Annotated in this window: 19 protein-coding genes; 11 read left to right on the top strand and 8 right to left on the bottom strand. The window is 66.0% G+C overall.

Going from position 1 to position 23,172, the window contains the following annotated elements:
* Positions 1–142: 142 nt before the first annotated feature.
* A complete protein-coding gene (gene moaA, locus PCA10_RS09480; protein ID WP_016491847.1) occupies positions 143–1,138 on the bottom strand; it encodes a GTP 3',8-cyclase MoaA in 996 nt (331 codons plus the stop codon).
* Between the two features lie 202 nt (positions 1,139–1,340).
* Here moaA and PCA10_RS09475 point away from each other — a divergent pair, with 202 nt between their 5' ends.
* Positions 1,341–1,970: a TetR/AcrR family transcriptional regulator gene (locus tag PCA10_RS09475; RefSeq protein WP_016491846.1), complete on the top strand. Its 630-nt coding sequence runs from the start codon at positions 1,341–1,343 to the stop codon at positions 1,968–1,970.
* A 252-nt stretch (positions 1,971–2,222) separates the two neighbouring features.
* Here the strand turns inward: PCA10_RS09475 and PCA10_RS09470 are convergent, their stop codons facing one another.
* Entirely contained in the window at positions 2,223–2,660 is a 438-nt protein-coding gene (locus PCA10_RS09470; protein WP_016491845.1) for a GlcG/HbpS family heme-binding protein, read from the bottom strand.
* A gap of 361 nt (positions 2,661–3,021) precedes the next feature.
* On the opposite strand from PCA10_RS09470, the gene gcl reads away from it, so the two are divergent.
* The 6 genes from gcl to PCA10_RS09440 all read left to right on the top strand — a co-directional run bounded on the left by gcl (position 3,022) and on the right by PCA10_RS09440 (position 10,627).
* Positions 3,022–4,797 carry a glyoxylate carboligase gene (gcl, locus tag PCA10_RS09465; protein ID WP_016491844.1) on the top strand — a complete coding sequence of 592 codons (1,776 nt, stop codon included), beginning with the start codon at positions 3,022–3,024 and terminating at the stop codon, positions 4,795–4,797.
* Positions 4,798–4,887: 90 nt separating this feature from the next.
* Positions 4,888–5,670: a hydroxypyruvate isomerase gene (hyi, locus tag PCA10_RS09460; protein ID WP_016491843.1), complete on the top strand. Its 783-nt coding sequence runs from the start codon at positions 4,888–4,890 to the stop codon at positions 5,668–5,670.
* A 16-nt stretch (positions 5,671–5,686) separates the two neighbouring features.
* Entirely contained in the window at positions 5,687–6,577 is an 891-nt protein-coding gene (locus PCA10_RS09455) for a 2-hydroxy-3-oxopropionate reductase (RefSeq protein ID WP_016491842.1), read from the top strand.
* 310 nt (positions 6,578–6,887) lie between these two features.
* Positions 6,888–8,162 (top strand): glycerate kinase type-2 family protein, encoded by a 1,275-nt coding sequence (locus tag PCA10_RS09450; RefSeq protein WP_016491841.1) that lies wholly within the window; start codon positions 6,888–6,890, stop codon positions 8,160–8,162.
* Positions 8,159–9,574, top strand: coding sequence for a pyruvate kinase (gene pyk / locus PCA10_RS09445; RefSeq protein ID WP_016491840.1), 1,416 nt, complete (start codon positions 8,159–8,161; stop codon positions 9,572–9,574). Before PCA10_RS09450 ends, pyk begins: the two co-directional genes overlap by 4 nt.
* Positions 9,575–9,715: 141 nt before the next feature.
* A complete protein-coding gene (locus tag PCA10_RS09440) occupies positions 9,716–10,627 on the top strand; it encodes an urea transporter (protein ID WP_016491839.1) in 912 nt (303 codons plus the stop codon).
* Between the two features lie 476 nt (positions 10,628–11,103).
* Here the strand turns inward: PCA10_RS09440 and PCA10_RS09435 are convergent, their stop codons facing one another.
* From PCA10_RS09435 to recQ, 5 genes are all read right to left on the bottom strand, one after another.
* Entirely contained in the window at positions 11,104–13,245 is a 2,142-nt protein-coding gene (locus tag PCA10_RS09435; RefSeq protein WP_016491838.1) for a motility hub landmark protein FimV, read from the bottom strand.
* A gap of 272 nt (positions 13,246–13,517) precedes the next feature.
* Positions 13,518–14,921: a DHA2 family efflux MFS transporter permease subunit gene (locus tag PCA10_RS09430; RefSeq protein WP_016491837.1), complete on the bottom strand. Its 1,404-nt coding sequence runs from the start codon at positions 14,919–14,921 to the stop codon at positions 13,518–13,520.
* Positions 14,921–15,355 carry a MarR family transcriptional regulator gene (locus tag PCA10_RS09425; protein WP_016491836.1) on the bottom strand — a complete coding sequence of 145 codons (435 nt, stop codon included), beginning with the start codon at positions 15,353–15,355 and terminating at the stop codon, positions 14,921–14,923. Before PCA10_RS09425 ends, PCA10_RS09430 begins: the two co-directional genes overlap by 1 nt.
* 76 nt (positions 15,356–15,431) lie before the next feature.
* The gene (locus PCA10_RS09420; RefSeq protein WP_016491835.1) at positions 15,432–16,448 is read right to left on the bottom strand and encodes a DUF2804 domain-containing protein; all 1,017 of its coding nucleotides are present in this window, start codon (positions 16,446–16,448) and stop codon (positions 15,432–15,434) included.
* A 119-nt stretch (positions 16,449–16,567) separates the two neighbouring features.
* Positions 16,568–18,691 (bottom strand): DNA helicase RecQ, encoded by a 2,124-nt coding sequence (gene recQ, locus PCA10_RS09415; protein WP_041770183.1) that lies wholly within the window; start codon positions 18,689–18,691, stop codon positions 16,568–16,570.
* A gap of 136 nt (positions 18,692–18,827) precedes the next feature.
* On the opposite strand from recQ, the gene PCA10_RS09410 reads away from it, so the two are divergent.
* The 4 genes from PCA10_RS09410 (at position 18,828) to lapD (ending at position 22,538) form a co-directional block, all read left to right on the top strand.
* Positions 18,828–19,415 carry a UPF0149 family protein gene (locus PCA10_RS09410; protein ID WP_016491833.1) on the top strand — a complete coding sequence of 196 codons (588 nt, stop codon included), beginning with the start codon at positions 18,828–18,830 and terminating at the stop codon, positions 19,413–19,415.
* 12 nt (positions 19,416–19,427) lie between these two features.
* The gene (locus PCA10_RS09405; protein WP_016491832.1) at positions 19,428–19,829 is read left to right on the top strand and encodes a YbaN family protein; all 402 of its coding nucleotides are present in this window, start codon (positions 19,428–19,430) and stop codon (positions 19,827–19,829) included.
* Between the two features lie 63 nt (positions 19,830–19,892).
* A complete protein-coding gene (gene lapG / locus PCA10_RS09400) occupies positions 19,893–20,588 on the top strand; it encodes a cysteine protease LapG (RefSeq protein ID WP_016491831.1) in 696 nt (231 codons plus the stop codon).
* Between the two features lie 3 nt (positions 20,589–20,591).
* Positions 20,592–22,538, top strand: coding sequence for a cyclic di-GMP receptor LapD (lapD, locus tag PCA10_RS09395; protein WP_016491830.1), 1,947 nt, complete (start codon positions 20,592–20,594; stop codon positions 22,536–22,538).
* A 252-nt stretch (positions 22,539–22,790) separates the two neighbouring features.
* On the opposite strand, the gene PCA10_RS09390 is transcribed toward lapD, so the two are convergent.
* On the bottom strand, positions 22,791–23,129 hold the full coding sequence (locus PCA10_RS09390) for a hypothetical protein (RefSeq protein ID WP_016491829.1): 339 nt from the start codon (positions 23,127–23,129) through the stop codon (positions 22,791–22,793).
* Positions 23,130–23,172: the final 43 nt, after the last annotated feature.

Raw genomic sequence — 23,172 nt, 5'->3', positions numbered from 1 at the left:
TCGGGGGCGCTCTTGTTTTCTGTTTGTGATCAGGTGGGGATCGGGGTGCTCGGGGACGCCATGGCAAGGCGCTTCATCGAAGACAGTAGGTCTCCTACGGCGAGATGAAGCAACGCGGCCAGGGCTAACCCGAGCGCCTCGATCAGCCGCCGGTCATGCTCATGAAGCGGACGACCTGAACTTGCTGGTCGGCCTCGAAATGGTGCCGCTCGGGCTTGAGCCGGAGGGCCTCGATCAGCGCCGCGCGCAATCGCTGGCTATCGCCGGGGTGACGACGGAGCAGCGCCTTGAGGTCCAGCGCGCCTTCGTGGCCGAGGCAGAGCACCAGCTTGCCTTCGGCGGTGACGCGCACGCGGTTGCAGTCGCCGCAGAAGTTGCGGCTGTGGGGCGAGATGAAACCCACCTGGGTGCCGCTGCCGACCACCTGGTAATAGCGCGACGGCCCGCCGCTGCGGTAGCTGCTGGGCAGGAGCTGGAATCGCTGCGCCACACGCTCACGCACCTCGTCCGAGGTACAGAGGGTGACCTTGCGCTCGTGGCTGGAGACGCTGCCCAGCGGCATCTCCTCGATGAAGCTGATGTCCAGGCCGCGCGCCACGGCAAAGCCCACCAGGTCCTCGACCTCGTCGTCGTTGCGGCCTTTCTGCACCACGGTGTTCAGCTTGATCCGACTGAAACCCGCGGCGCGCGCTGCGTCGATCCCGGCCAGTACCTGGTCGAGGCGGTCGCGGCGGGTGAAGGCGGCGAAGCGCTCGCGCTGCAGCGAGTCGAGGCTGATGTTCAGGCGGGTGACCCCGGCGCCGCGCAAGTCGGCGGCCATGTGCCCGAGCTGGGAGCCATTGCTGGTGATGGAAAGGTCTTCGAGTTCCTCACGGGCACCCAGGCGGGCCAGCAGCGAGGTCAGGCCCTTGCGCACCAGCGGTTCGCCGCCGGTGACCCGGATACGCGTGACACCGAGCCCGATAAAGGCATCGGCGACGGTATAGAGCTCTTCGAGACTGAGGATCTGCGCCCGGGGAGCGAAGACCATGTCCTCGCTCATGCAATAGGTGCAGCGGAAGTCGCAACGGTCGGTGACCGAGAGCCGCAGGTAGGAAATTCGGCGCCCGAAAGGATCGAGCAACTGATTGTCTTGCATGGGGTGCAGTCTGCCGCAACACGCACCGGACAGGACGCCGGGGACATGGACGGATGCCGAATGGAAACAGAAGCGATTGATTTTGTATACAGGAAATTCATCCAGTGGCTCGCTTGAGGGGCCTTTGATGCGGGTGATACCATGCCCGACCTCTCGCCGGCCGGCCTTCCTGGCGCCCGGGCGAGCCAACGAAGGAGCCGATGTGAGCAGCATTCGCGAGCGCAACAGAGACCTGATCCTGCGCGCGGCCAGCGAGGAATTCGCCGACAAAGGGTTCGCCGCCACCAAGACGAGCGACATCGCGGCCAAGGCCGGCCTACCCAAGCCCAACGTCTACTACTACTTCAAGTCGAAGGAGAACCTCTACCGCGAGGTTCTCGAGAGCATCGTCGAGCCGCTGTTGCAGGCCTCCTCGCCGTTCAACCAGGCGGGCCACCCCTTCGAGGTGCTCACTGCCTACATCCGCTCGAAGATCCGCATCTCCCGCGACCTGCCCTACGCCTCCAAGGTGTTCGCCAGCGAGATCATGCACGGCGCGCCGCACCTATCAAAGGAACAGACCGAGCAGCTCAACCTTCAGGCCAAGCACAACATCGAGTGCATCCAGCACTGGATCGACCAGGGCCTGATGGCCAAGGTCGACCCCCATCACCTGCTGTTCAGCATCTGGGCCGCTACCCAGACCTACGCCGACTTCGACTGGCAGATCTCCACCGTCACCGGCAAGGCCAGCCTCAGCGACGCCGACTACGACGCCGCCGCGGAAACCATCATCCGCCTGGTGATCAAGGGCTGCGAAGTGGACGAGAAGGCCCCCGCCAAAAGCGCTTGAATCCCGCCCTCATGTAGGAGCGAATTCATTCGCGAAGGGCCGCGCAGCGGCCCGTGGGTCCGCTTCGCGAATGAATGAATCCGCTCCCACGACAAGCCGATTGCCATCATTCCGGGCAGCCCTTCGGGCTTCTTGGCGAATGAATTCGCCCCCACAAAAGCAATTCGCCCCTTGCAAGGCCGGCACCAATCGGCACTGACCCTGCGGGGGCGAATTCATTCATCAAGGGCCGCATAGCGGCCCCGACCGACCTCACGCCGCGCCGGCGTCCGCCTTCAGTCCAGCGGCTTCCACTGCGCTCACCGCGCACTGTTCATCGATATCCGAGGTATCGCCACTGATGCCGATGGCGCCGATCACCTGGCCCTGGCCATCGCGGATCAGCACGCCGCCCGGTGCCGGCACCAGGTTGCCGTCGGCCAGGTTGTTCACCGCGCCGATGAACGCCGGACGCTGCTGGGCGTCGGCGGCGATCAGGCGCGAGCCCTTGCCCAGGGCCACGGCGCCCCAGGCCTTGCCGATGGCGATCTGCGGCCGAAGCATGCTGGCGCCGTCCTGGCGCTGCAGGGTGATCAGGTGTCCGCCGGCGTCCAGCACGGCAATGGTCAGCGGCGCGGTGCGCAGGTCGCGGCCAGTGGCCAGGGCGTGATTGGAAATGCTCACAGCGGTTTCCAGGGTCAGGGTGGTCATTTTCAAGCGTTCCTCGTGAGTGGTTGAACCTTGTGCGGCGTCGTCCGGGGAAGGATTGGAGCGCTCCTACGACCACGCGGGCATTTTCCAGCCCGTCCTGCGACGCATCGAAAAGCTTTAGCGCACTATCTCACCGAACACAAAAAAATCAACATATAGATACAATCACATTGTCTTTTGTATACAGTATTTCCGTCAGCGTGCTGAACAGCTATTCGGACGCCCATGAAACGGGCGTTTTAAAAGAGTCTACCGCCTGCGACCTTTGGCCTCACAAATGGCCTTGACCCTTCGGTCAGCAGCTGAATAGAATCCAGTCACGTCGCTTGTATACAATTTTCACAAGAAAGAGGCACAAAACATGGCCAAAATGAGAGCAATCGAGGCTGCCGTCCTGGTGATGCGCCGCGAAGGCATCGACACCGCGTTCGGCATCCCCGGCGCCGCCATCAACCCGCTGTACGCGGCCCTGAACAAGATCGGCGGCATTGACCATGTACTGGCCCGTCACGTCGAAGGCGCCTCGCACATGGCCGAGGGCTACACCCGCACCAACCCGGGCAACATCGGTCTGTGCATCGGCACCTCCGGCCCGGCCGGCACCGACATGGTCACCGGTCTGTACTCGGCCTCCGCCGACTCCATCCCGATCCTCTGCATCACCGGCCAGGCGCCGCGTGCCCGTCTGCACAAGGAAGACTTCCAGGCCGTCGACATCACCAGCATCGTCAAGCCGGTGACCAAGTGGGCGACCACCGTTCTGGAGCCGGGCCAGGTGCCCTACGCCTTCCAGAAGGCCTTCTATGAAATGCGCAGCGGCCGTCCCGGCCCGGTACTGATCGACCTGCCGTTCGACGTGCAGATGGCCGAGATCGAATTCGATATCGAGGCCTACCAGCCGCTGCCGGTACAGAAGCCGTCCGCCAGCCGCATCCAGGCCGAGAAGGCCCTGGCCATGCTGAATGACGCCGAGCGCCCGCTGCTGGTCGCCGGCGGCGGCATCATCAACGCCGACGCCTCCGACAAGCTGGTGGAATTCGCCGAACTGACCGGCGTACCGGTCATCCCGACCCTGATGGGCTGGGGCACCATCCCCGACGACCACCCGCTGATGGCTGGCATGTGCGGCCTGCAGACCTCGCACCGCTACGGCAACGCTACCGTGCTGGAGTCCGACCTGGTGTTCGGCATCGGCAACCGCTGGGCCAACCGCCACACCGGTTCGGTGGACGTCTACACCCAGGGCCGCCGCTTCATCCACGTGGACATCGAACCGACCCAGATCGGCCGTGTGTTCACCCCGGACCTGGGCATCGTCTCCGACGCCGGTTCCGCCCTGGACGCCTTCCTGGAAGTGGCCCGCGAGTGGAAAGCCGCCGGCAAGCTGAAGGACCGCAGCGCCTGGGTGGAAGCCTGCCGCGAGCGCAAGCGCACCATGCAGCGCAAGACCCACTTCGACAACGTGCCGGTCAAGCCCCAGCGCGTCTACGAAGAGATGAACGAGTTCTTCGGCAAGGAGACCTGCTACGTCAGCACCATCGGCCTGTCGCAGATCGCCGGCGCTCAGTTCCTGCACGTCTACAAGCCGCGCCACTGGATCAACTGCGGCCAGGCCGGCCCGCTGGGCTGGACCGTTCCGGCGGCCCTCGGCGTGGTCAAGGCCGACCCGAGCCGCCAGGTCGTGGCGCTGTCCGGCGACTATGACTTCCAGTTCATGATCGAAGAGCTGGCCGTGGGCGCGCAGTTCAACCTGCCCTATATCCACGTGCTGGTGAACAACTCCTACCTGGGCCTGATCCGCCAGGCCCAGCGCGGCTTCGAGATCGACTTCTGCGTGCAGCTGTCCTTCGAGAACGTCAACGCGCCGGAACTCAACGGCTACGGCGTGGACCACGTCGCGGTGGTCGAGGGCCTGGGCTGCAAGGCGATCCGCGTGTTCGACGCCAACGACCTGCAGGCCGCCTTCGCCCAGGCACGCAAGCTGATGGAAGAGTTCCGCGTACCGGTAGTGGTCGAGGTCATCCTGGAGCGTGTCACCAACATCTCCATGGGTACCGAGATCAACGCGATCAACGAGTTCGAGGACCTGGCCCTGACCGGCGCCGACGCCCCGACCGCCATCTCGCTGCTGGATTGATTGCCGTCTCCCCTCTCCCATTCGTGGTGGGAGAGGGGCTTTCACCTCCCCCTCCCGCGTGCGGGAGAGGGGAATCAGAAGGAGACATTCATGCCCCGTTTTGCCGCCAACCTGTCCATGCTGTTCACCGAGGTGGACTTCCTGGACCGTTTCGCCGCTGCCGCCGAAGCCGGCTTCAGCGGAGTCGAATACCTCTTCCCCTATGACTTCCCGGTGGAAGAGATCCGCGCCCGCCTGGACGCCAACAAACTGGAACAAGTGCTGTTCAACCTGCCCGCCGGTGACTGGGGCAAGGGTGAGCGCGGCATCGCCTGCCATCCCGACCGCGTAGAGGAATTCCGCGCCGGCGTGGACAAGGCCATCGCCTACGCCAAGGTCCTGGGCAATACCCAGATCAACTGCCTGGCCGGCATCCGCCCCCAGGGCGTCGACTGCGCGACCGTCGAGAAGACCTTCGTCGAGAACCTCAGGTTCGCCGCCGACAAGCTCGCCGCCGCCGGCATAAAGCTGGTGATGGAAGCCATCAACACCCGCGACATTCCCGGTTTCTACCTGAACAACACCCGTCAGGCCCTGGAGATCCGCGAGAAGGTCGGCAGCGCCAACCTGTTCCTGCAGTACGACATCTACCACATGCAGATCATGGAAGGAGACCTGGCGCGCACCGTCGAGTCCAACCTGGCCGCGATCAACCACGTGCAGCTGGCCGATAACCCGGGCCGCAACGAGCCGGGCACCGGCGAGATCAACTACCGCTTCCTCTTCCAGCACCTGGACCGCATCGGCTACCAGGGCTGGGTCGGCTGTGAATACAAGCCGGCTACCACTACCGTCGCTGGCCTTGGCTGGCTGAAAACCCATAACGCCATCTAAGAACGAGGTATTCCACATGGCCAAGATCGGATTCATCGGCACCGGCATCATGGGCAAGCCCATGGCTCAGAACCTGCAGAAAGCCGGCCACACCCTGTTCTTCTCCGAACACTTCGACAAGGCTCCGGCCGACCTGCTGGGCGACAACGGCGTCGCCCTGGCCAACCCGAAAGAGGTTGCCCAGGAAGCCGAGTTCATCATCGTCATGGTTCCGGACACCCCCCAGGTCGATGACGTCCTGTTCCGCAAGGACGGCGTGGCCGAAGGCGTCGGCGCCGGCAAGGTCGTGATCGACATGAGCTCCATCTCCCCCACCGCCACCAAGGCCTTCGCCGAGAAGATCAAGGCCACCGGCGCCGCCTACCTGGACGCCCCGGTTTCCGGCGGCGAAGTGGGTGCCAAGGCCGCGACCCTGAGCATCATGGTCGGTGGCTGCCCGAACGCCTTCGAACGCGCCCTGCCGCTGTTCCAGGCCATGGGCAAGAACATCACCCGCGTCGGTGGCAATGGTGACGGCCAGACCGCCAAGGTCGCCAATCAGATCATCGTCGCCCTGAACATCCAGGCCGTCGCCGAAGCCCTGCTGTTCGCCGCCAAGAATGGCGCCGACCCGGCCAAGGTACGCGAGGCCCTGATGGGCGGCTTCGCCGGCTCGAAGATCCTCGAAGTCCACGGCGAGCGCATGATCAAGGGCACCTTCGACCCGGGCTTCCGCATCAGCCTGCACCAGAAGGACCTCAACCTGGCACTGTCCGGCGCCCGCGAACTGGGCCTGAACCTGCCCAACACCGCCAACGCCCAGCAAGTGTTCAGCACCTGCGCGGCCATCGGCGGCAGCAACTGGGACCACTCCGGTCTGATCAAGGGCCTGGAGCACATGGCCAACTTCTCCATCCGCGAGGAGTGATGCATTACCCACTGCAAGGTTGAACTGCAACACCGTAGGTTGGTGCAGAGCGAAGCGAAGCCCAACATTATCGAGCCGGCAGCTCCGAGCGTTGGGCCTCGCGGGCTCGGCACCAACCTACAAGGTTCTCCCTGCGGTGGGCCCCTTTCGACCCTCCTGGCCGGCGGCGACACGGCGCCAAAGGCCAGGAAGGTCGATTCCAGTCCCGAACCGCTGCGTGCGGCGGCTCCGGACTGTAATCGGCCTCGGCACCGGGCACGCCCGCCCGGACACCAGCCCATAACAAGAATCCAGCGCCCCGGAGCCTGCCATGTCCCTCGATCCCAAAGCCTTCCTGCGCGACCTGTTCGCCACCGCCATCGCCGCCGCCCACCCACGCCAGGTACTGGCCGACCACCTGCCCGCCGACCGCTCCGGCCGGGTCATCGTCATCGGCGCCGGCAAGGCCGCCGCGGCCATGGCCGAAGTGATCGAGCGTGAATGGCAAGGCGAGATTTCCGGCCTGGTGGTGACCCGCTACGGCCATGGCGCCGACTGCAAGAAAATCGAAGTGGTGGAGGCCGCCCACCCGGTACCGGATGCCGCCGGCCTGGAAACCGCCCAGCGCGTACTGAAGCTGGTCAGCGGCCTCTCCGAGTCCGACCGGGTGATCTTCCTGCTCTCCGGCGGCGGCTCCTCCCTGCTGGCCCTGCCGGCGGAAGGCCTGACCCTCAAGGACAAGCAGGCGATCAACAAGGCCCTGCTGAAATCCGGCGCCTCGATCTCCGAGATGAACTGCGTGCGCAAACACCTCTCGGCGATCAAGGGCGGCCGCCTGGCCAAGGCCTGCTGGCCGGCCACCGTCTACACCTACGCCATCTCCGACGTACCCGGCGACGAGGCCACCGTGATCGCCTCCGGCCCTACCGTGGCCGACCCGACCACCTCGGCCGAAGCCCTGGCGATCCTCGCCCGCTACGAGATCGAGATACCGACCAACGTCCGCGCCTGGCTGCAGGACCCGCGCTCCGAAACCGTGAAACCGGGCGACCCCCACCTTTCGCGCAGCCACTTCCAGCTGATCGCCACGCCCCAGCAGTCCCTCGACGCCGCCGCAGAGAAGGTCCGCGCCGCCGGCCTCACCCCGCTGATCCTCGGCGACCTGGAGGGTGAATCCCGCGAGGTGGCCAAGGTCCATGCCGGCATCGCTCGCCAGGTGGTGCTCCACGGCCAGCCGATCAAGCCGCCCTGCGTGATCCTCTCCGGCGGCGAGACCACGGTGACCGTGCGTGGCAATGGCCGTGGCGGACGCAACGCCGAGTTCCTGCTGAGCCTGACCGCCAGCCTCAAGGGCCTGCCGGGCGTCTACGCCCTGGCCGGCGACACCGATGGCATCGACGGCTCGGAGGACAATGCCGGCGCCATCATGACCCCCGACAGCTTCGCCCGTGCCACCCAGCTGGGCCTGTCCGCCAACAACGAACTGGACAACAACGACGGATACGGGTATTTCGCCGCCCTCGGCGATCTCATCGTCACCGAACCGACCCGCACCAACGTGAACGACTTCCGCGCCATCCTGATTCTCGAGAGCCCTGAAAAATGACGCCTGACAAGAAAGTAAAAATCCTCGCCACCCTCGGTCCGGCGATCAAAGGCATCGACGACATCCGCCAACTGGTGGAAGCCGGCGTCAACCTGTTCCGCCTGAACTTCAGCCACGGCGAACACGCCGACCACGCCCTGCGCTACCAGTGGGTCCGCGAGGTGGAGCGCCAGCTGAACTACCCGATCGGCATCCTGATGGACCTGCAAGGGCCGAAGCTCCGCGTTGGCCGCTTCGCCGAAGGCAAGGTCAACCTCGAGCGCGGCCAGGCCTTCCGCCTGGACCTGGACGCCACCCCTGGTGACGCCAAGCGCGTCAACCTGCCCCACCCGGAAATCATCGCCGCGCTGGAACCAAGCATGAACCTGCTGCTGGACGACGGCCGCCTGCGCCTGAAGGTCGTCGCCAAGCACGCCGACGCGGTGGAGACCACCGTGGTCGCCGGCGGCGAACTGTCCGACCGCAAGGGCGTCAACGTGCCGGAAGCGGTGCTGCAGCTCTCGCCGCTGACCGCCAAGGACCGCCGCGACCTGGACTTCGGCCTGGAACTGGGCGTGGACTGGGTGGCCCTGTCCTTCGTGCAGCGCCCGGAAGACATCCTCGAAGCCCGCGAGCTGATCAAGGACCGCGCCTTCCTCATGGCCAAGATCGAGAAACCCTCGGCCGTGGTGCACCTGGAAGAGATCGCCCGCCTCTGCGACGCCATCATGGTCGCCCGTGGCGACCTCGGCGTCGAAGTACCGGCCGAGAACGTGCCGCGCATCCAGAAGGACATCATTCGTACCTGCCGCCAGCTGGGTCGGCCGGTGGTGGTGGCCACCCAGATGCTCGAATCCATGCGCTTCTCCCCGGCGCCGACCCGCGCCGAGGTCACGGACGTGGCCAACGCCGTGGCCGAAGGCACCGACGCGGTGATGCTGTCGGCCGAGACCGCCTCCGGCGACTACCCGCTGGAAACCGTGCAGATGATGAGCAAGATCATCCGCCAGGTGGAGAACGGCCCGGACTTCCAGAGCCAGCTCGACGTCAGCCGCCCGCAAGCCGAAGCCACCGCCTCGGACGCCATCAGCTGCGCCATCCGCCGCATCACCGGCATCCTCCCGGTGGTCGCCCTGGTCAACTACACCGAGTCCGGCAGCTCCAGCCTGCGTGCCTCCCGCGAGCGACCCAAGGCGCCGATCCTCAGCCTGACCCCGAGCCTGACCACCGCACGTCGCCTGAGCGTGGCCTGGGGTATCTATTCGGTCGTCAACGAACGCCTGCACAAGGTCGAGGAAGTCACCAGCACCGCGCTGGAGATCGCCCAGGCCCAGGGCATGGCCAAACGCGGGGATACCGTGGTGATCACCGCCGGCGTGCCTTTCGGCCAGCCGGGCAGCACCAACAGCCTGCGGATCGAAACCCTGAACTGATATGAAACACCCGGGCGACGGGGTCCATAGAGAACCCGCGCCCCCGCACCGGCCTCGATGCCGGGCGGAACAGAATCCCATCTGGCTACCGCCAGTTAGTCGGCGCCCTCTCACCGGGGCGCCTCTTTTTTTGAAGCTGCCATGTACCGACTGCCTCTACGACCCGAAGTCCGTAGCTGGGCTTCCGCCCAACTCAACGGATTCAGCCAGATATTCCTCCAGCGCCATCCCGGCTGCGGCGCGCTGATTCTCCTCGCCATCGCCGTCGGCGCGCCCCAGTTGCTGGGCGGCGCGCTGCTCGGAGGTGCGGCCGCCTGGCTCACCGCCGTGCGCCGGCGCTACGCCCCCGCAGACATCGACGCCGGCCTCTATGGCTACAACGGCGTACTCCTCGGCCTGCTGCTCAGCGCCCGCTTCGAGCCCTCGCTCTACCTCGCGCTCCTGATCTTCTGCGCCGGCGGCCTGTCCAGCCTGGTGCTCAATCCCCTGCTCGGCGCCGCGCGCAAGCACAATTGGCTGCCGGCCTACACCTCGCCCTTCGTTGGCCTCGGTTGGCTGCTGCTGGCACTCGGCGGACCGCTGGAACTGACTCCCACCAGCGTGGCGGCAAGCGACCTGCAAATGGGCGGGATCGACACCGCGATGGCGGTGGTGCGCGGCATCGGCCAGGTGATCTTCCTCGACCAGCCGGTGGCCGGCGCCCTGGTGCTGGCCGCCCTCGCCCTCGCCGGCTGGAGGGTGGCGCTCTGGGCCTTGCTGGGCTCGCTGACTGCGATGCTGCTGGCGCTGCTCCAGGGCATGCCGGTGCAGGCGGTGCTGGGTGGCCTGTTCGGCCTGAACGGCGCACTGATCGCCCTGGCCCTGGGCAAGGACCTGCAGCGCCCCTGGTGTGCGCTGGCGGGCATCCTGCTGGGCGTGGCGCTGCAACCAGGATTCGCCGCGCTCGGCCTGCCGGCGATGACCGCGCCCTTCATCCTTGCCTGCTGGCTGGTGCTGGCGGCCAAGCGCATGTTCGGCCTCGCGCGGCCGGCGCGCTCCGTCATTCGCGATTGAAATAGCGGGCCTGGTGCACACGGCGCACCTTAGGCACGCCACTCGGTAGCCCCTATGTTCTTGCGCAAGCCTGTCGGCTAACGCGGGCGAGTTCATTCGCAAACCAGACCCACGGGCCTCACGGCCCTTCGCGATTGAAATCGCTCCTACATCAAGCCGACCGTGCCAGATGGCGCACCGAACTCGATCTCAGAATCGTAGGATGGGTTGAGCGGAGCGATACCCATCACCTCGGCCGATGGGTATCGCAGGCTCAACCCATCCTACGAAAGGCCGAGGCTCGCAGTTCGTAGCCCGGATGTAATCCGGGAGCGATGCCTGGGCCTTCCCCGGATTGCATCCGGGCTACGAAGCTACGGCTACCGAGACAGCGAATTCTTTTTCATGAAGATCAAGAACAACTTTCCCGGCAATCCGTGAAGAACCATAAAAAAACCCGAACCAGGTCCGGGCTTTCTCGTTCAGGCAGGGAACCTTCAGGCGATCCTGGCCAGCAGGTCCCGTGCTTCCTGTTTCTGCTGGTCGTCGCCGTCGCTGATCACTTCGTTGAGTATGCTGCAGGCCGCTTCGATATTGCCTTGCTCGATATAGGCCAGTGCCAGGTTGAACTTGGTGAGGTTTTCCTGGCGCGCATCCAGCTTGTCCAGCTCTTCCAGGCTGGCGATCGGGTCGATGAACTCGGCGGTGAGCTCGTCGAGGCTTTCGGCCTGGGGCAGCTCCGGCAGTTTGCCGAAGGGGCTCAGGGTATCGGCATCCAGGCTCAGCTCGAAGACTTCCGGCAGCTCCTGGAGATTGGTCGGGAATCCCAGGTCGTCTTCCACCGTCGGGAAAGCCTGGACCACGGTGGCCTTGCGCTTGGGCTCGGCGGTCTTGAAGGGGCTGACCTGATCCCAGTCGGCATCCAGCGGATAGCCATCGAAGTCCGCCTGCGCGCCAGCAAGGGATTCGTTGCTGGCGTCGGCCAGGGTCGACGGGGATTCGTCCAGGACGAATACCGGCTCGACGGGGGCCTGGGCGGCGCCCACGTCCACGTAACGGGCGCAGATGCCGGACAGACGAGCTTCATCGGCGTGCAGCTCGCGTAGTGCGGCCGCTTCCAGGGTGAAGGCGACCGAATCACGCAGCTCGCCGAGCACTTCCAGCAGCCGGTAGCGCAGTTCCAGGCGCTGGGGCTCCTGGGCGATAGCCGGGCGCAGCACGGCCAGCGCTTCGCGCCAGCGGCCATAGGCGATGTAGATGTTGGCGCCTTCCAGGGCATCGGAGCTGAGCTTGGAGCTGGGCGCCAACGCCAGCGGTGCCGCGGCGAGCTTGGCGGCAACCGGAGCCGGCTCCGGAATGGCCGGTGCGACAGGCTGCACGTCCTGGCGGCGATGCTGGAAGGCCACCTTGGCCTTGCCATTGAGCTGGGCGTCTTCCAGTTCCTGTTCCTGGGCTTCGCGGCGAGAACGACGCAGCAGTACCCAGTCCAGCAGGAACAGCAGCACAAGGCCGGAAACCATGATCGCCCACCAGAAGGCGCTGATGCCGGAACTGCCTTGCTGTACCCGTTCAGGCGCGGGTGCCTGTTCGGCGGCCTGGACGGCCGGCACCACCGCGGCGGGCGCGACGGGTTCCGCTTGCGGGGCGGCGGGAACGGCAGCCATCTGCTGGACCTGGGTCTGCAGCTCGGTCATCTGCTGGTCGCTGCCGCTCAGTTGTTGCTGCATGGCGTCCAGCTTGGCCTGGAGCTCGGCGATGTGTTGGCGCAGTTCGGCGCGCTCGGCTTCGCCTTGGGCGAGGCTCGAGTCCAGGCGTTGCTGGGCCGAATTCAGGTCGTCCAGGTTCGGGACAGGTACGGCGGCGACCGGAGCGGGTGCCTCAACAGGCGCGACGACCGGGGCGGCGGTTTCAGGGGCGGCGACGGCTGGCGTCGGCGCGCTGGCCTGCTGCGCCGCATCAGGCAGCAACAGGGATTGGCCCACGTGCAGGCGATTGATGTCGCCGCCGGGGAAGGCCTGGGGATTGAGGGCATAGATGCCGTCCAGCATCTGCTGCTGGCTGAGGCCGCTGCCGGCACTGAAGCGCTTGGCGATCGCCCAGAGGCTGTCGCCCCGTGCAACCTGGTAGCGCTTGCCGTCGTTGGCGGCGGGCGCCGGCTTGGGTTGCACCGGTGCCACCTCGCGGGTTGCGACCGGCATCTCGCGGGCTGCGCCGAGCGGGGCGGCGCTGGCGGTGTAGGCCGAACCGGGCGGGTCCAGCAACAGGGTGTATTCGCGCAGCAGCCGACCATTGGGTCGCGCCACTTCGACGATGAAATTCAGGTAGGGCTCGCGGACCGGCTTGTTGGACACCACACGGATGCGGCTGCTCGAACCGCGGATCATCGGGCTGAAACGAAGGTCGTTGAGGAAGATGAAGCGGTCGACGCCGGCCTGCTCGAAGGCATCGGCGGACGCCAGGCTGACCTTGATTTCGCTGGCGTCGAGGTCGCCAACCTCAAGCAGCTCGATCTCGGCATCCAGCGGCTGGTTAAGCGCGGAGTGCAGGGTGATTTCACCTAGCCCCAGTGCCGGTACCAGACCCGAATACAGTGCAGAGCCGGATGCAAGCGTCAGAAGGAGCTTGTGAACCCTTGCCATTTGTCCTCCCCGGCCACTCGTCTTCACTGGTCACGCCTCTGATGTCCCGCCCGGGCATCCTCGAAGCGACGTGAATCACCCTGGCCTAAAAACAACAATGATAGTGGGACATCGCTCCTTATTCATCCCACTCCAGATCCATGACACCGGGTTTTCCGTTCCCGTACTCGACGTACTGGCAGCTGGCCACAGACCTGCGTTGTAGCTTACTCCACAATCCGCCGTTTTTCGCTAGGGGACTTGACAAAATTTTCATCGTGCGAAATGCAAGTTCAACCTCGTGCAGGTCGCACGCCTCGGGCGGGTATCACCGCCAGCAGGAAGAGCAGTGCGACCAGCCAGAAACTCTGCTCGAAGGCCAGCGCTTCGGCTGCGGCATCACCGCCTGACGCGGCGTGGCGCCACTCCAGGAAGTAGGTCAGCAGGTTGACCCCGAAGGCGCCACCGAGCTGACGGACGAAGGTGATGGCGCCTGCGCCGAGGGCCAGCTCCTCGGGATTGAGGACATCCAGCGCGCCGGTGCTCATCGCGGGCAGGAGCAACCCGAGGCCCAGTCGGCCGACGCAGGCCCAGATGCAGAACACCAGGAAGGACGTCCCCTGCCCCGCCAGGCCGAGCGCCGCCGAGGACAGGGCGAACACCAGCAGGCCGAAAACCAGCATGGTGGCCGCCGACAGTCGATCACTCGCCCAGCCGCCGACAAAGGACGCCAGGCCAAGCACCACGCCGGTGGGCAACAACAGCATGCCCGCTTCGCCGGCGCTGTAGCCTTCCACCGTCTGCAGGAACAGCGGGATCAGGTAGGTCGAGCCGTACAGCCCCAATCCCAGCGCCAGCGCAACCCAACTGGCCTTGCGGAACGCCGCGTGGCGCCAGAGCTGCAGGGGCAACAACGGCCGTTCACAAGCGCGACTGCGCAGAAAGAACGCTACGGCGCACCCCAGGCCCAGCAGCCCCGGCACCCAGGTGCTCGGCGCCAGCCAACCGAAGCGCTGCGCCTCGGCAAGAGCGCCCAGCAGCGCGAACAGCGCAACGCAGAGCAAGCCGAAGGCCATCAGGTCGACGCCGGGGGTATCGCGATTGCGGTCGCTGGGCATCAGCCACTGGGCGCCGATCAGCGCCAGCAGGCACAACGGCAGCGGCAGCCAGAACACCGCGCCCCAGCCGAAATGGTCGATCAGGTAGCCGCCGATGGTCGGCCCCAGGGTGGGTGCCACCATGATGCCCAGGCCGTAGATGCCGAGCGCCAGGCCACGACCGCCAGATGAGTAGACGCGGAAGATCAGCACCATGGCCAGTGGCTGGATGATGCCGGCGCAGGCGCCCATGAGGATGCGCAGGCCGATCAGTTGCCAGGCCGAGGTGGCCACCAGGGCCAGGAGCGATGCCAGGCTGAACAGGCCGAGCCCGAGCTGCACCGTACGCCGCGCGCCCAGCCGCGCCTGGCACCAGGCGGCGAGCAACAGGCCGGCGGTCATGGCCGCGAGGAAGCCGGTAGCGAGCCATTGCGCCAGCGGACGGCCGATCTCGAAGTCGGCCATGATCGCCGGCAGGGCGACGTTGATGCTGGTGGAGGCAAGGATCATCGCCATGCTGCCGAGCATCAGCAGGCCCAGCAGCCATTGCGGGTAACGGGCCCCGAAGCGCTCGTGCAGCGCTTCCAGGTTCTGCCCCATCAGAGGCGATCCAGGTTCGCCAGAATCCGCTCGTGGACCTGCTGGCAACGGGCCAGCTCTTCGTCATCGATACCGGCGAAGAGCTCCTGGCGCAGTTGGCTGGAAATGGCTTCGATCTTCTCGATCAGCGGGCGGGCGGGCGGGCAGAGGTCGATCTTCTTGGCCCGGCGGTCCTCGGCCACCGCCATGCGGCGGATCAGCTGCTGCGCCTCGAGGCTATCGAGCAGCCGCGCCAGGGTCGGGCCTTCGACGCCAACGCTCTTGGCCAGCTCGCGCTGGGTGGGCGGCTCCTCGAAGCGGGAAAGATGCAGCAGGACCAGCCAGCGGGCCTGGGATAGCCCCATGCCGGCCAGGCGACGGTCGAGCTCAGCGCGCCATGCGCGGGACATCTGAGCGAGTTGCATGGCGAAACGGTGTTGATCGGGGTGCGGCATCGAATTGACTCGGACTTCTTATACTAATTATTAGCCAGCTAATCATAGCCTTAAGCCGCGAGCAAGCCCCCTCCCCCTACCACTTCACATACTGGTCCTCGACGAAGCCCCACATGCCGTCGATCGAAACCGGCGCACGGCCCGACGGCCGCAGGTTGCCGCTGAAACGGCCGAATACCTGCTTGAAATTGCTTGCAATGAAACCGAGGTTCAGCCGCTCTTCGTGCAACCCCTCGCCTTCGAAGCGCAGCTCCACCTGGCCGTCGTGGGAGCTGATGGTCCAGGTCTTCAGCGGTTGGTCGCGATTAAAAGCGAAACGCACGCCATCGACCTTGATCAGCTCGCCATCCAGCCAGAAGCAGTTCTCGCTGAAGCTGGTCTCGTTGACCCCGCAAGAGAGGTTCAGGCCAACCCGCAGCCCGCCGGCAAGGCCGGACAGGCAGGCCCAGTTCCAGTTGGTTTCCGGGCGCATGTAGCCAGCGGACCAGTCGTGGTGGGCAAAGGCGCCGATCTGGCCGAGGTCGAAATCCCCCAGTGCGCTACGCACCTGGCCCCGGCAGGCGACGCCCGCCACCTTCTGTGCGTAGACCCAGCCATTCACCGCCGTCGGCGTGCAGATGCACATTGGCTGGAAGGCCGGTTGCCGCTCGCTGAACGCCGCATCGATGCGGGTGCCGTCGTCCAGCTCCACCAGCAGGCGCTTCTCGCCGCTCGTCGTGCAGTTCTGAAGGCGCAGCAGGTTGCGTCCCTGGCGCAGCTCGCAGACCCCGTCGTCCGGCGTCTGCGAGAAGGAGGTGCCCAGCCCCAGCGGCAGCTTGAACTGGCGTTCGATCATGCGCCCGCTGGCCGGGTGGAACAGGTAGACGAAGCCGATGCCCACCAGGCTCAGGTTGGCCAGGGCACAGCCGCCGATCAGCTCGTTGCCCAGCAGGCCGAAGTACTGGAACTGGTGGAAGCGCCGCCACTTGGCCAGAGGCCCCAGGCGGCGGCCCATGGGCGAGCGGAAGTCGAAATCGCGATAATTGATGTGGCCCGGCGCGGCGGGAAAGATGCCGTAGTGCGGCTGGCCATCGGCCTGGATCAGCTTGTCCATGCGGATCGCTCGAAGCGGTAGGAGCGGCGATGCTAGCACCGGCCAGCGCCCCGGACAGTCACGCCACGCGCCATCCGGAGCGACGAATCGCGCCCGCCAGGGGCGCTACCCAGTCCGGATCAAGCCTCGAACTCCGCCGCCAGGGCGGCACGCACGCAGTGCAATACGCCATCGGGCACGCGGCCGGCGAAGAGTTCGGCGATCTGCGCCACCGGCGGCAGCTCGCCTTCGCCGTCGAGGAAGGCATCCTGGATCTCCCCCAGCAGGTCCTCGGGCAGGTCCAGCGCCTGCTCCAGGCTCAACTGCTGGTTGCCGATGGTCTCGGCCAGCAGGCTGTAGACGTTCTTCTCGCTGCATTCGAGCTGGCGGGCGATCTGCGCCGGGGTCATGCCGGCTCGGGCCAGGCTGACCAGTTCGTGGCGCAGGTCGGCGACCGCGCGCGGTGCTTCGCCGGCGCCGTTCAACACCTCGAGGAAGGCCTCGCCGTAGCGTTCCAGCTTGCGCGCGCCCACGCCGCTGACCTGCGCCATCTCGGAGAGGCTGCGCGGTTTGCTGCGGAGCATCTCCAGCAGCGTCGCATCGGGGAAGATGACGTAGGGCGGCACACTGTGCTCTTCGGCCAGCTTGCGGCGCAGCGTGCGCAGGGCTTCCCACTGCTCGCGCTCCTCGCCGCGCACCAGTTGGCTGGCGGCGCTGGCGGCGGGCTTGGGCGCCTTGGTCGACAGGTCGCGACGCAGCTCCAGGCTGACCTCGCCGCGCAACAGCGGGCGGCAAGCCTCGGTCAGGCGCAGGCCACCGAAACCCTCCAGGTCGACATCCGCCAGGCCCCGCGCCACCAATTGGCGATAGAGGGTGCGCCAATCGGCTTCGGAGAGGTTCTTGCCCTTGCCGAACACCGACAGGTGCTGATGGCCGGAAGCACGCACCTTCTCGTTGTCGCGACCCAGCAGCAGGTCCACCAGATGGCCGACGCCGTAGCGCTGGCCGCTGCGATGGATGGCCGAGAGCGCCAGGCGCGCAGGCTCGGTGGCGTCCCAGGTCTGCACGCCGTCGGTGCAGATGTCGCAGTGGCCGCAGGGCTGCAGCAGCTCTTCGTCGAAATAGGTCAGCAGGGCCTGGCGCCGGCAGCGGGTCTCTTCACAGAGCGAGAGCATGGCGTCGAGCTTGTGCTGCTCGATGCGCTTGTGGCGCTCGTCGCCCTCGGAGTTGCTGAGCATCTGCTTGAGCAGCAGCACATCCTGCAGGCCATAGGCCATCCAGGCGTCCGCCGGCAGGCCGTCACGACCGGCGCGGCCGGTTTCCTGGTAATAGGCTTCCAGGGACTTGGGCAGGTCGAGGTGGGCCACGAAGCGCACGTTGGGTTTGTCGATGCCCATGCCGAAGGCGATGGTGGCGACCATGATCAGCCCTTCCTCATTGAGGAAGCGCTTCTGGTTATGTGCCCGCAGGTCGTTGGACAGGCCAGCGTGGTAGGGCAGCGCCGGGAAGCCCTGGTCCGAGAGGAAGGCCGCCACCTCCTCCACTTTCTTGCGCGACATGCAGTAGACGATGCCGGCATCCCCGCGCCGCTCGGCGAGGAAGCCCAGCAACTGCTTGCGCGGCTGATCCTTGGCGACGATGCGATAGAAGATGTTCGGCCGGTCGAAGCTGGAGAGGAAGCGCTCGGCGTTCTGCAGGTGCAGGCGCTGGACCATCTCCTCGCGGGTACGCATGTCGGCGGTGGCGGTCAGCGCCACACGCGGGACATTGGGGAACAGCTCGGCCAACTGGCCCAGCTGCAGGTACTCGGGGCGGAAATCGTGGCCCCACTGGGACACGCAGTGGGCTTCGTCGATGGCGAACAGCCCGATCGGCAGGCGCTGCAGGAAGGCCAGCATGCGCGGCTGCACCAGACGCTCCGGGGCGAGGTAGAGCAGCTTGATCTCCCCTTGGCGCAGACGGTCGGCGATTTCCCGCTGGGCCTCGGCGGTCAAGGTGGAGTTCAGCGCCACGGCCGCCACGCCCAGCTCGTCCAGGGTGGCCACCTGGTCGTCCATCAGCGCGATCAGCGGCGAAACCACCACCGTCAGGCCATCGCGCAGCAATGCCGGCACCTGGAAGCAGAGCGACTTGCCACCGCCGGTGGGCATCAGTACCAGGGCATCGCCGCCCGATGCCACACGGTCGATGATCGCGGCCTGGTTGCCGCGAAAAGCGTCGTAGCCGAATACGTCTTTGAGGATGCGCAGTGCCTGGTCGAGCATGGGGGTCTCCGGAGCAAGCCGGGCATTATACGTCAGCCGCGCCGGCAAGTCGGCCACGCCCATCGCCGCGCCTTTTGCCGCAGACCTCGCACTCGACTAGAATTCAGCGTCGTTTATCCCTCAAGGTAGTCCCACGATGTCCTTCGCTGAGCAACTGTCCCGCCTGCAAGCCTTTCTCGACGCCGATGATCTGCACGAGGAGGCTCTGGACTATGTGGCCGCCCACGGCTACCTGACCGCCCTGACCATCTGCCCGGACCAGGTGCCCGAGCGCGAATGGATCGACGCGCTGTTCGCCGAGCCGCCGCACTACCGCAGCGACGCCGAGCGCGAAGAGATCGAAGCCTCCCTGCTGGCCCTCAAGGGTCACATCGCCCGCCAACTGGCCAGCGACGAAGACCCCGAGATGCCCTGCGACCTGGATCTGGGCGAAACCCCGGACGATTCCGACCTGCGCGGCTGGTGCATCGGCTTCATGGAAGGCGTCTTCCTGCGTGAGGAAGCCTGGTTCGAGAACGCCGAGGACGAAGTCAGCGAACTGCTGCTGCCGATCATGGTGGGTTCCGGCCTGTTCGACGAGCAGCCCGAGTTCGCCGATATCGCCAAGGACCGCAACCTGGTGGACGAAATGGTCGAGCAGATCCCCGAGCTGCTCACCGCCCTGTTCCTGCTCTGCAACGCCCCGGAAGAAAAACCGGCCCTGCTCAAGCCCCGCCACCACTAAGGCCAGGCGCGAATGGCGCACAGCGATATTCAGCAGCAGCGCCACCCGGCGCTGCGCATGATTCTGCTGGCCATCGGCTGGCTCAGCGTCGCCCTGGGGGTGATCGGCATCTTTGTGCCGGTGTTGCCCACCACGCCATTCCTGCTGCTCGCCGCGGCCTGCTTCGTACGCAGCTCGCGGCGTTTCTACCTCTGGCTGGTGGAGCATCCACGGCTCGGGCCGTGGATTCGCGACTACCTCGAAGGCCAGGGCATTCCGCTCAAGGGCAAGGTCTATGCCCTGGTCCTGATGTGGGCCAGCATCACCCTCTCCTGCTTCCTCGTCCCCCTGCCCTGGGCCCGTGGATTCATGCTCACCAGCGCCGTGCTGGTAAGCATCTACATCCTTCGTCAGAAGACCCTGCACAACCGCTGAAATCCCCGGCAAATCGCCGATGGCGCGCCTATGCTCTGAGCAACCTGGGCGGAGAGACGGCCGATGCGGCTACGTTGGGTGGCAACGGGACTGCGAAACCCTTCGTGGCCGGCATGGCAAGGCAGCTGCCTGCTCGCCGGGCTGTTCCTGTGCCTGGCCAGCGTCCTCGCCAATTGGGACTTCGACCTGATCCTGCAGAACGCCAGCAAGCGCTACGGCGACCTCGGCCCGGCGAAGGCGCGCATCCTCGCCTGGAGCGAGCTGATCCAGTCCAGCGTCGACCTGCCCGAAGCCGAGAAGCTCAAGGCGGTGAATCGCTTCTTCAACCGCGAGCTGCGCTTCACCGACGACATCCGCACCTGGCGCGACAACGACTACTGGGCCACGCCCATCGAGGCGCTGGTCAAGGGCGCCGGCGATTGCGAGGACTACGCCATCGCCAAGTACTTCACCCTGCGCCGCCTCGGCATCCCCGCCGAGAAGCTGCGCATCACCTACGTCAAGGCCCTGCGCCAGAACCAGGCGCACATGGTGCTCACCTATTACAAATCCCCCAGCGCCGATCCCCTGGTCCTGGACAACCTGATCAGCGAGATACGCCCGGCGTCCCAGCGTGACGACCTGCTGCCGGTGTACGCGTTCAACGCCGAGGGGCTCTACACCGGCGCCAAGCGCGCCGGGGATACCAAGAAACTGTCGCGCTGGCAGGACCTGCTGAAAAAAATGCGCGCCGAAGGCTTCGCCATTGGAGAGGGTTAGTCGATGTCGTTACTCAAGCAGCTGTTCCTGGCCATCTGCCTGCTGCTCGCACTGGCCTTCGCCGGCAGCTTCCTCGCGGGCGTGGAGAGTTCCCGCGAGCAGTTGCTCAGCCAGTTGCGCTCCCATGCCCAGGACGCCGCCACCGCCCTCGGCCTGTCGATGACGCCCCACGTGGACGACCCGGCGATGATCGAACTGATGGTCAGCTCGATCTTCGACAGCGGCTACTTCGCCAGCATCCGCGTGGTGCGCATCGCCGACGGCGGCGTGATCGCCGAACGCCGCACCACCACCACCAGCGAGCAGGTGCCACGCTGGTTCGCCCACCTGGTCGACCTGAAACCCCAGGGCGGCGACGCCCTGATCATGCGCGGCTGGCAGCAGGCGGCGCGGGTGGAAGTGCTGAGCCATCCGCAGTTCGCCCTGGCCAAGCTCTGGGACAGCGCAGTCGGAAGCCTGGTCTGGCTGCTGCTCTGCGGCCTGATCAGCGCCCTGCTCGGCGCCTGGCTGCTGCGCACCCAGCTCAAGCCCCTGGACAACATGGTGCAGCAGGCCGAGGCCATCAGCCGCCGGGAATTCCTCGCCCTGCCCAAGGTGCCGCGCACGCCGGAACTACGCCGCGTGGTACTGGCCATGAACCAGATGGTGGACAAGCTGCGCAACCTCTTCGCCGAGGAAGCCGCCCGTAGCGAACGCCTGCGCGAGGAGGCCTACCAGGACAGCCTCACGGGCCTGGCCAACCGCCGCCAGTTCGACATTCGCCTGGCCAACCAACTGGTGCCCAACGACCAGAACGCCGCCGGCTACCTGCTGCTGCTGCGGGTCAACGACCTCGGCGGGCTCAACCAGCGTTTAGGCGGCCAACGCACCGACGCCCTGATCCGCGACATCGGCGAGCTGCTGAAAGGCCTGCTGGCGCGGCGCGGTGACCCCGACTGGCTGGCCTCGCGCAGCCGTGGCGGCGAATTCTCGCTGCTCGCACCCGGCCTCAATGGCGAGGACATCGAGCAACTGGCCGAAGAACTCACAGCCCAACTCGAAACGCTGCACGCCACGGGCGCCAGTGATCGCAGCCCGGTGGCCCTGATCGGCATCGCCGCCTACCGCCCCGGAGAAGCCATCAACCAGGTCATGGGCCGCGCCGACCAGGCCCTGGCCCAGGCCACGCAGAACACCAACCGTTCCTGGGAGCGCCTGGACGACTTCGACGCCGCGCCTGGCCAGAGCCTGCACGACTGGCGCGCCTGGATCGACGACGCCCTGGTCAAGGGCAAGCTGCGCCTGTACTTCCAGCCGGTCGGCCCCTGCACCAATCCAGAGGAGATCATCCACCACAAGGTACTGGCGCGCCTGCTCGACCCGGACGGCGAAGCCGTGCCCGCCGGCCGCTTCCTGCCCTGGATCGAGCGCCTTGGCTGGGCCGCCCGTTTCGACCTGGCGATGCTCGAGCATTGCCTGGCGCACCTGGCGCAAACGCCCTCTCCCCTCGCCCTCAGCCTGTCCGCCGCCAGCCTGCGCCAGGCCGACAACCGCGAACGCCTGCTCGGTATGCTCAAGGCCCATCCGCAACAGGCGACCCTGCTCACCCTCGAGCTGGACGAACGCCACCTGCCACCGGCCAGCGAACTGGGCGAGGTCTGCCAGGCCATCCGTGAAACCGGCTACAGCGTCGGCCTGCAACACTTCGGCGGGCGCTTCAGCCTGATCGGCAACCTGGCCCACCTGGGCCTGGCCTACCTGAAGATCGACGGCACCTACATACGCGCCATCGACCAGGAAAGCGACAAGCGCCTGTTCATCGAAGCCCTGTTCCGCGCCACCAACAGCATCGACCTGCCGCTGATCGCCGAGATGGTGGAAACCCAGGGCGAACTCGAGGTGCTACGGGAACTGGGAATCAAGGGTGCGATGGGTCGACTAATTGGTGCGCCGGCGCCGTGGCATGGATAACGACCCCGTAAGAGCGAATTCATTCGCGAATCGGATCCACGGGCCTCGCGGCCCTTCGCGAATGAATTCGCTCCTACATCAAGCCGGCCCTGCCACAGGCGGTACCGAGCCCGGTTGTGAGGTTCTGCCGGTAGCCCGGATGCAATCCGGGAACTCCCTGCCGACATCCCCGGATTTCATCCGGGCTACGATCTGGCATGGATAACGACCCCGTAGGAGCGAATTCATTCGCGAAAAAGGCGCCATCCCACCTCAATAGGGCAACTGCGACTCATCCATCACCAGCCCACCCAGATCCCCCACCTGGGTACGGGTGTGCGCTCTGTGCTGGAGTTTTTGCCGGGCGGCTTCGGGCAGGTCGGTGTAGCTCATCACGCCGCGACTGACCAGGACGTGCACCAGGTCTTCGATCACCCGTACCAGTTCCAGGTCGGAATGCTGCAGGGACATCAGGTGGTCATGCAGGCTGCGGCTGGCGAACCAGGTCCGCACTTCCGGATCGTTGGCCGGCATGCTCTGGGTCATGTTCTCGAAGGGCTCGGGCTCCACCCGCAGGACCCGCCCCTTTTCATCCCGTTGCACATACACCATGGTTCCTTCCCCTCTCCCATCCACAACGACGCCCGCCTCGGGA

It is taken from the genome of Pseudomonas resinovorans NBRC 106553 (assembly GCF_000412695.1).
GTDB classification, from domain to species: domain Bacteria; phylum Pseudomonadota; class Gammaproteobacteria; order Pseudomonadales; family Pseudomonadaceae; genus Metapseudomonas; species Metapseudomonas resinovorans_A.
The sequence above is the reverse complement of the archived record's forward strand: the minus strand, read 5'-3'. Positions and strand labels throughout refer to the sequence as shown.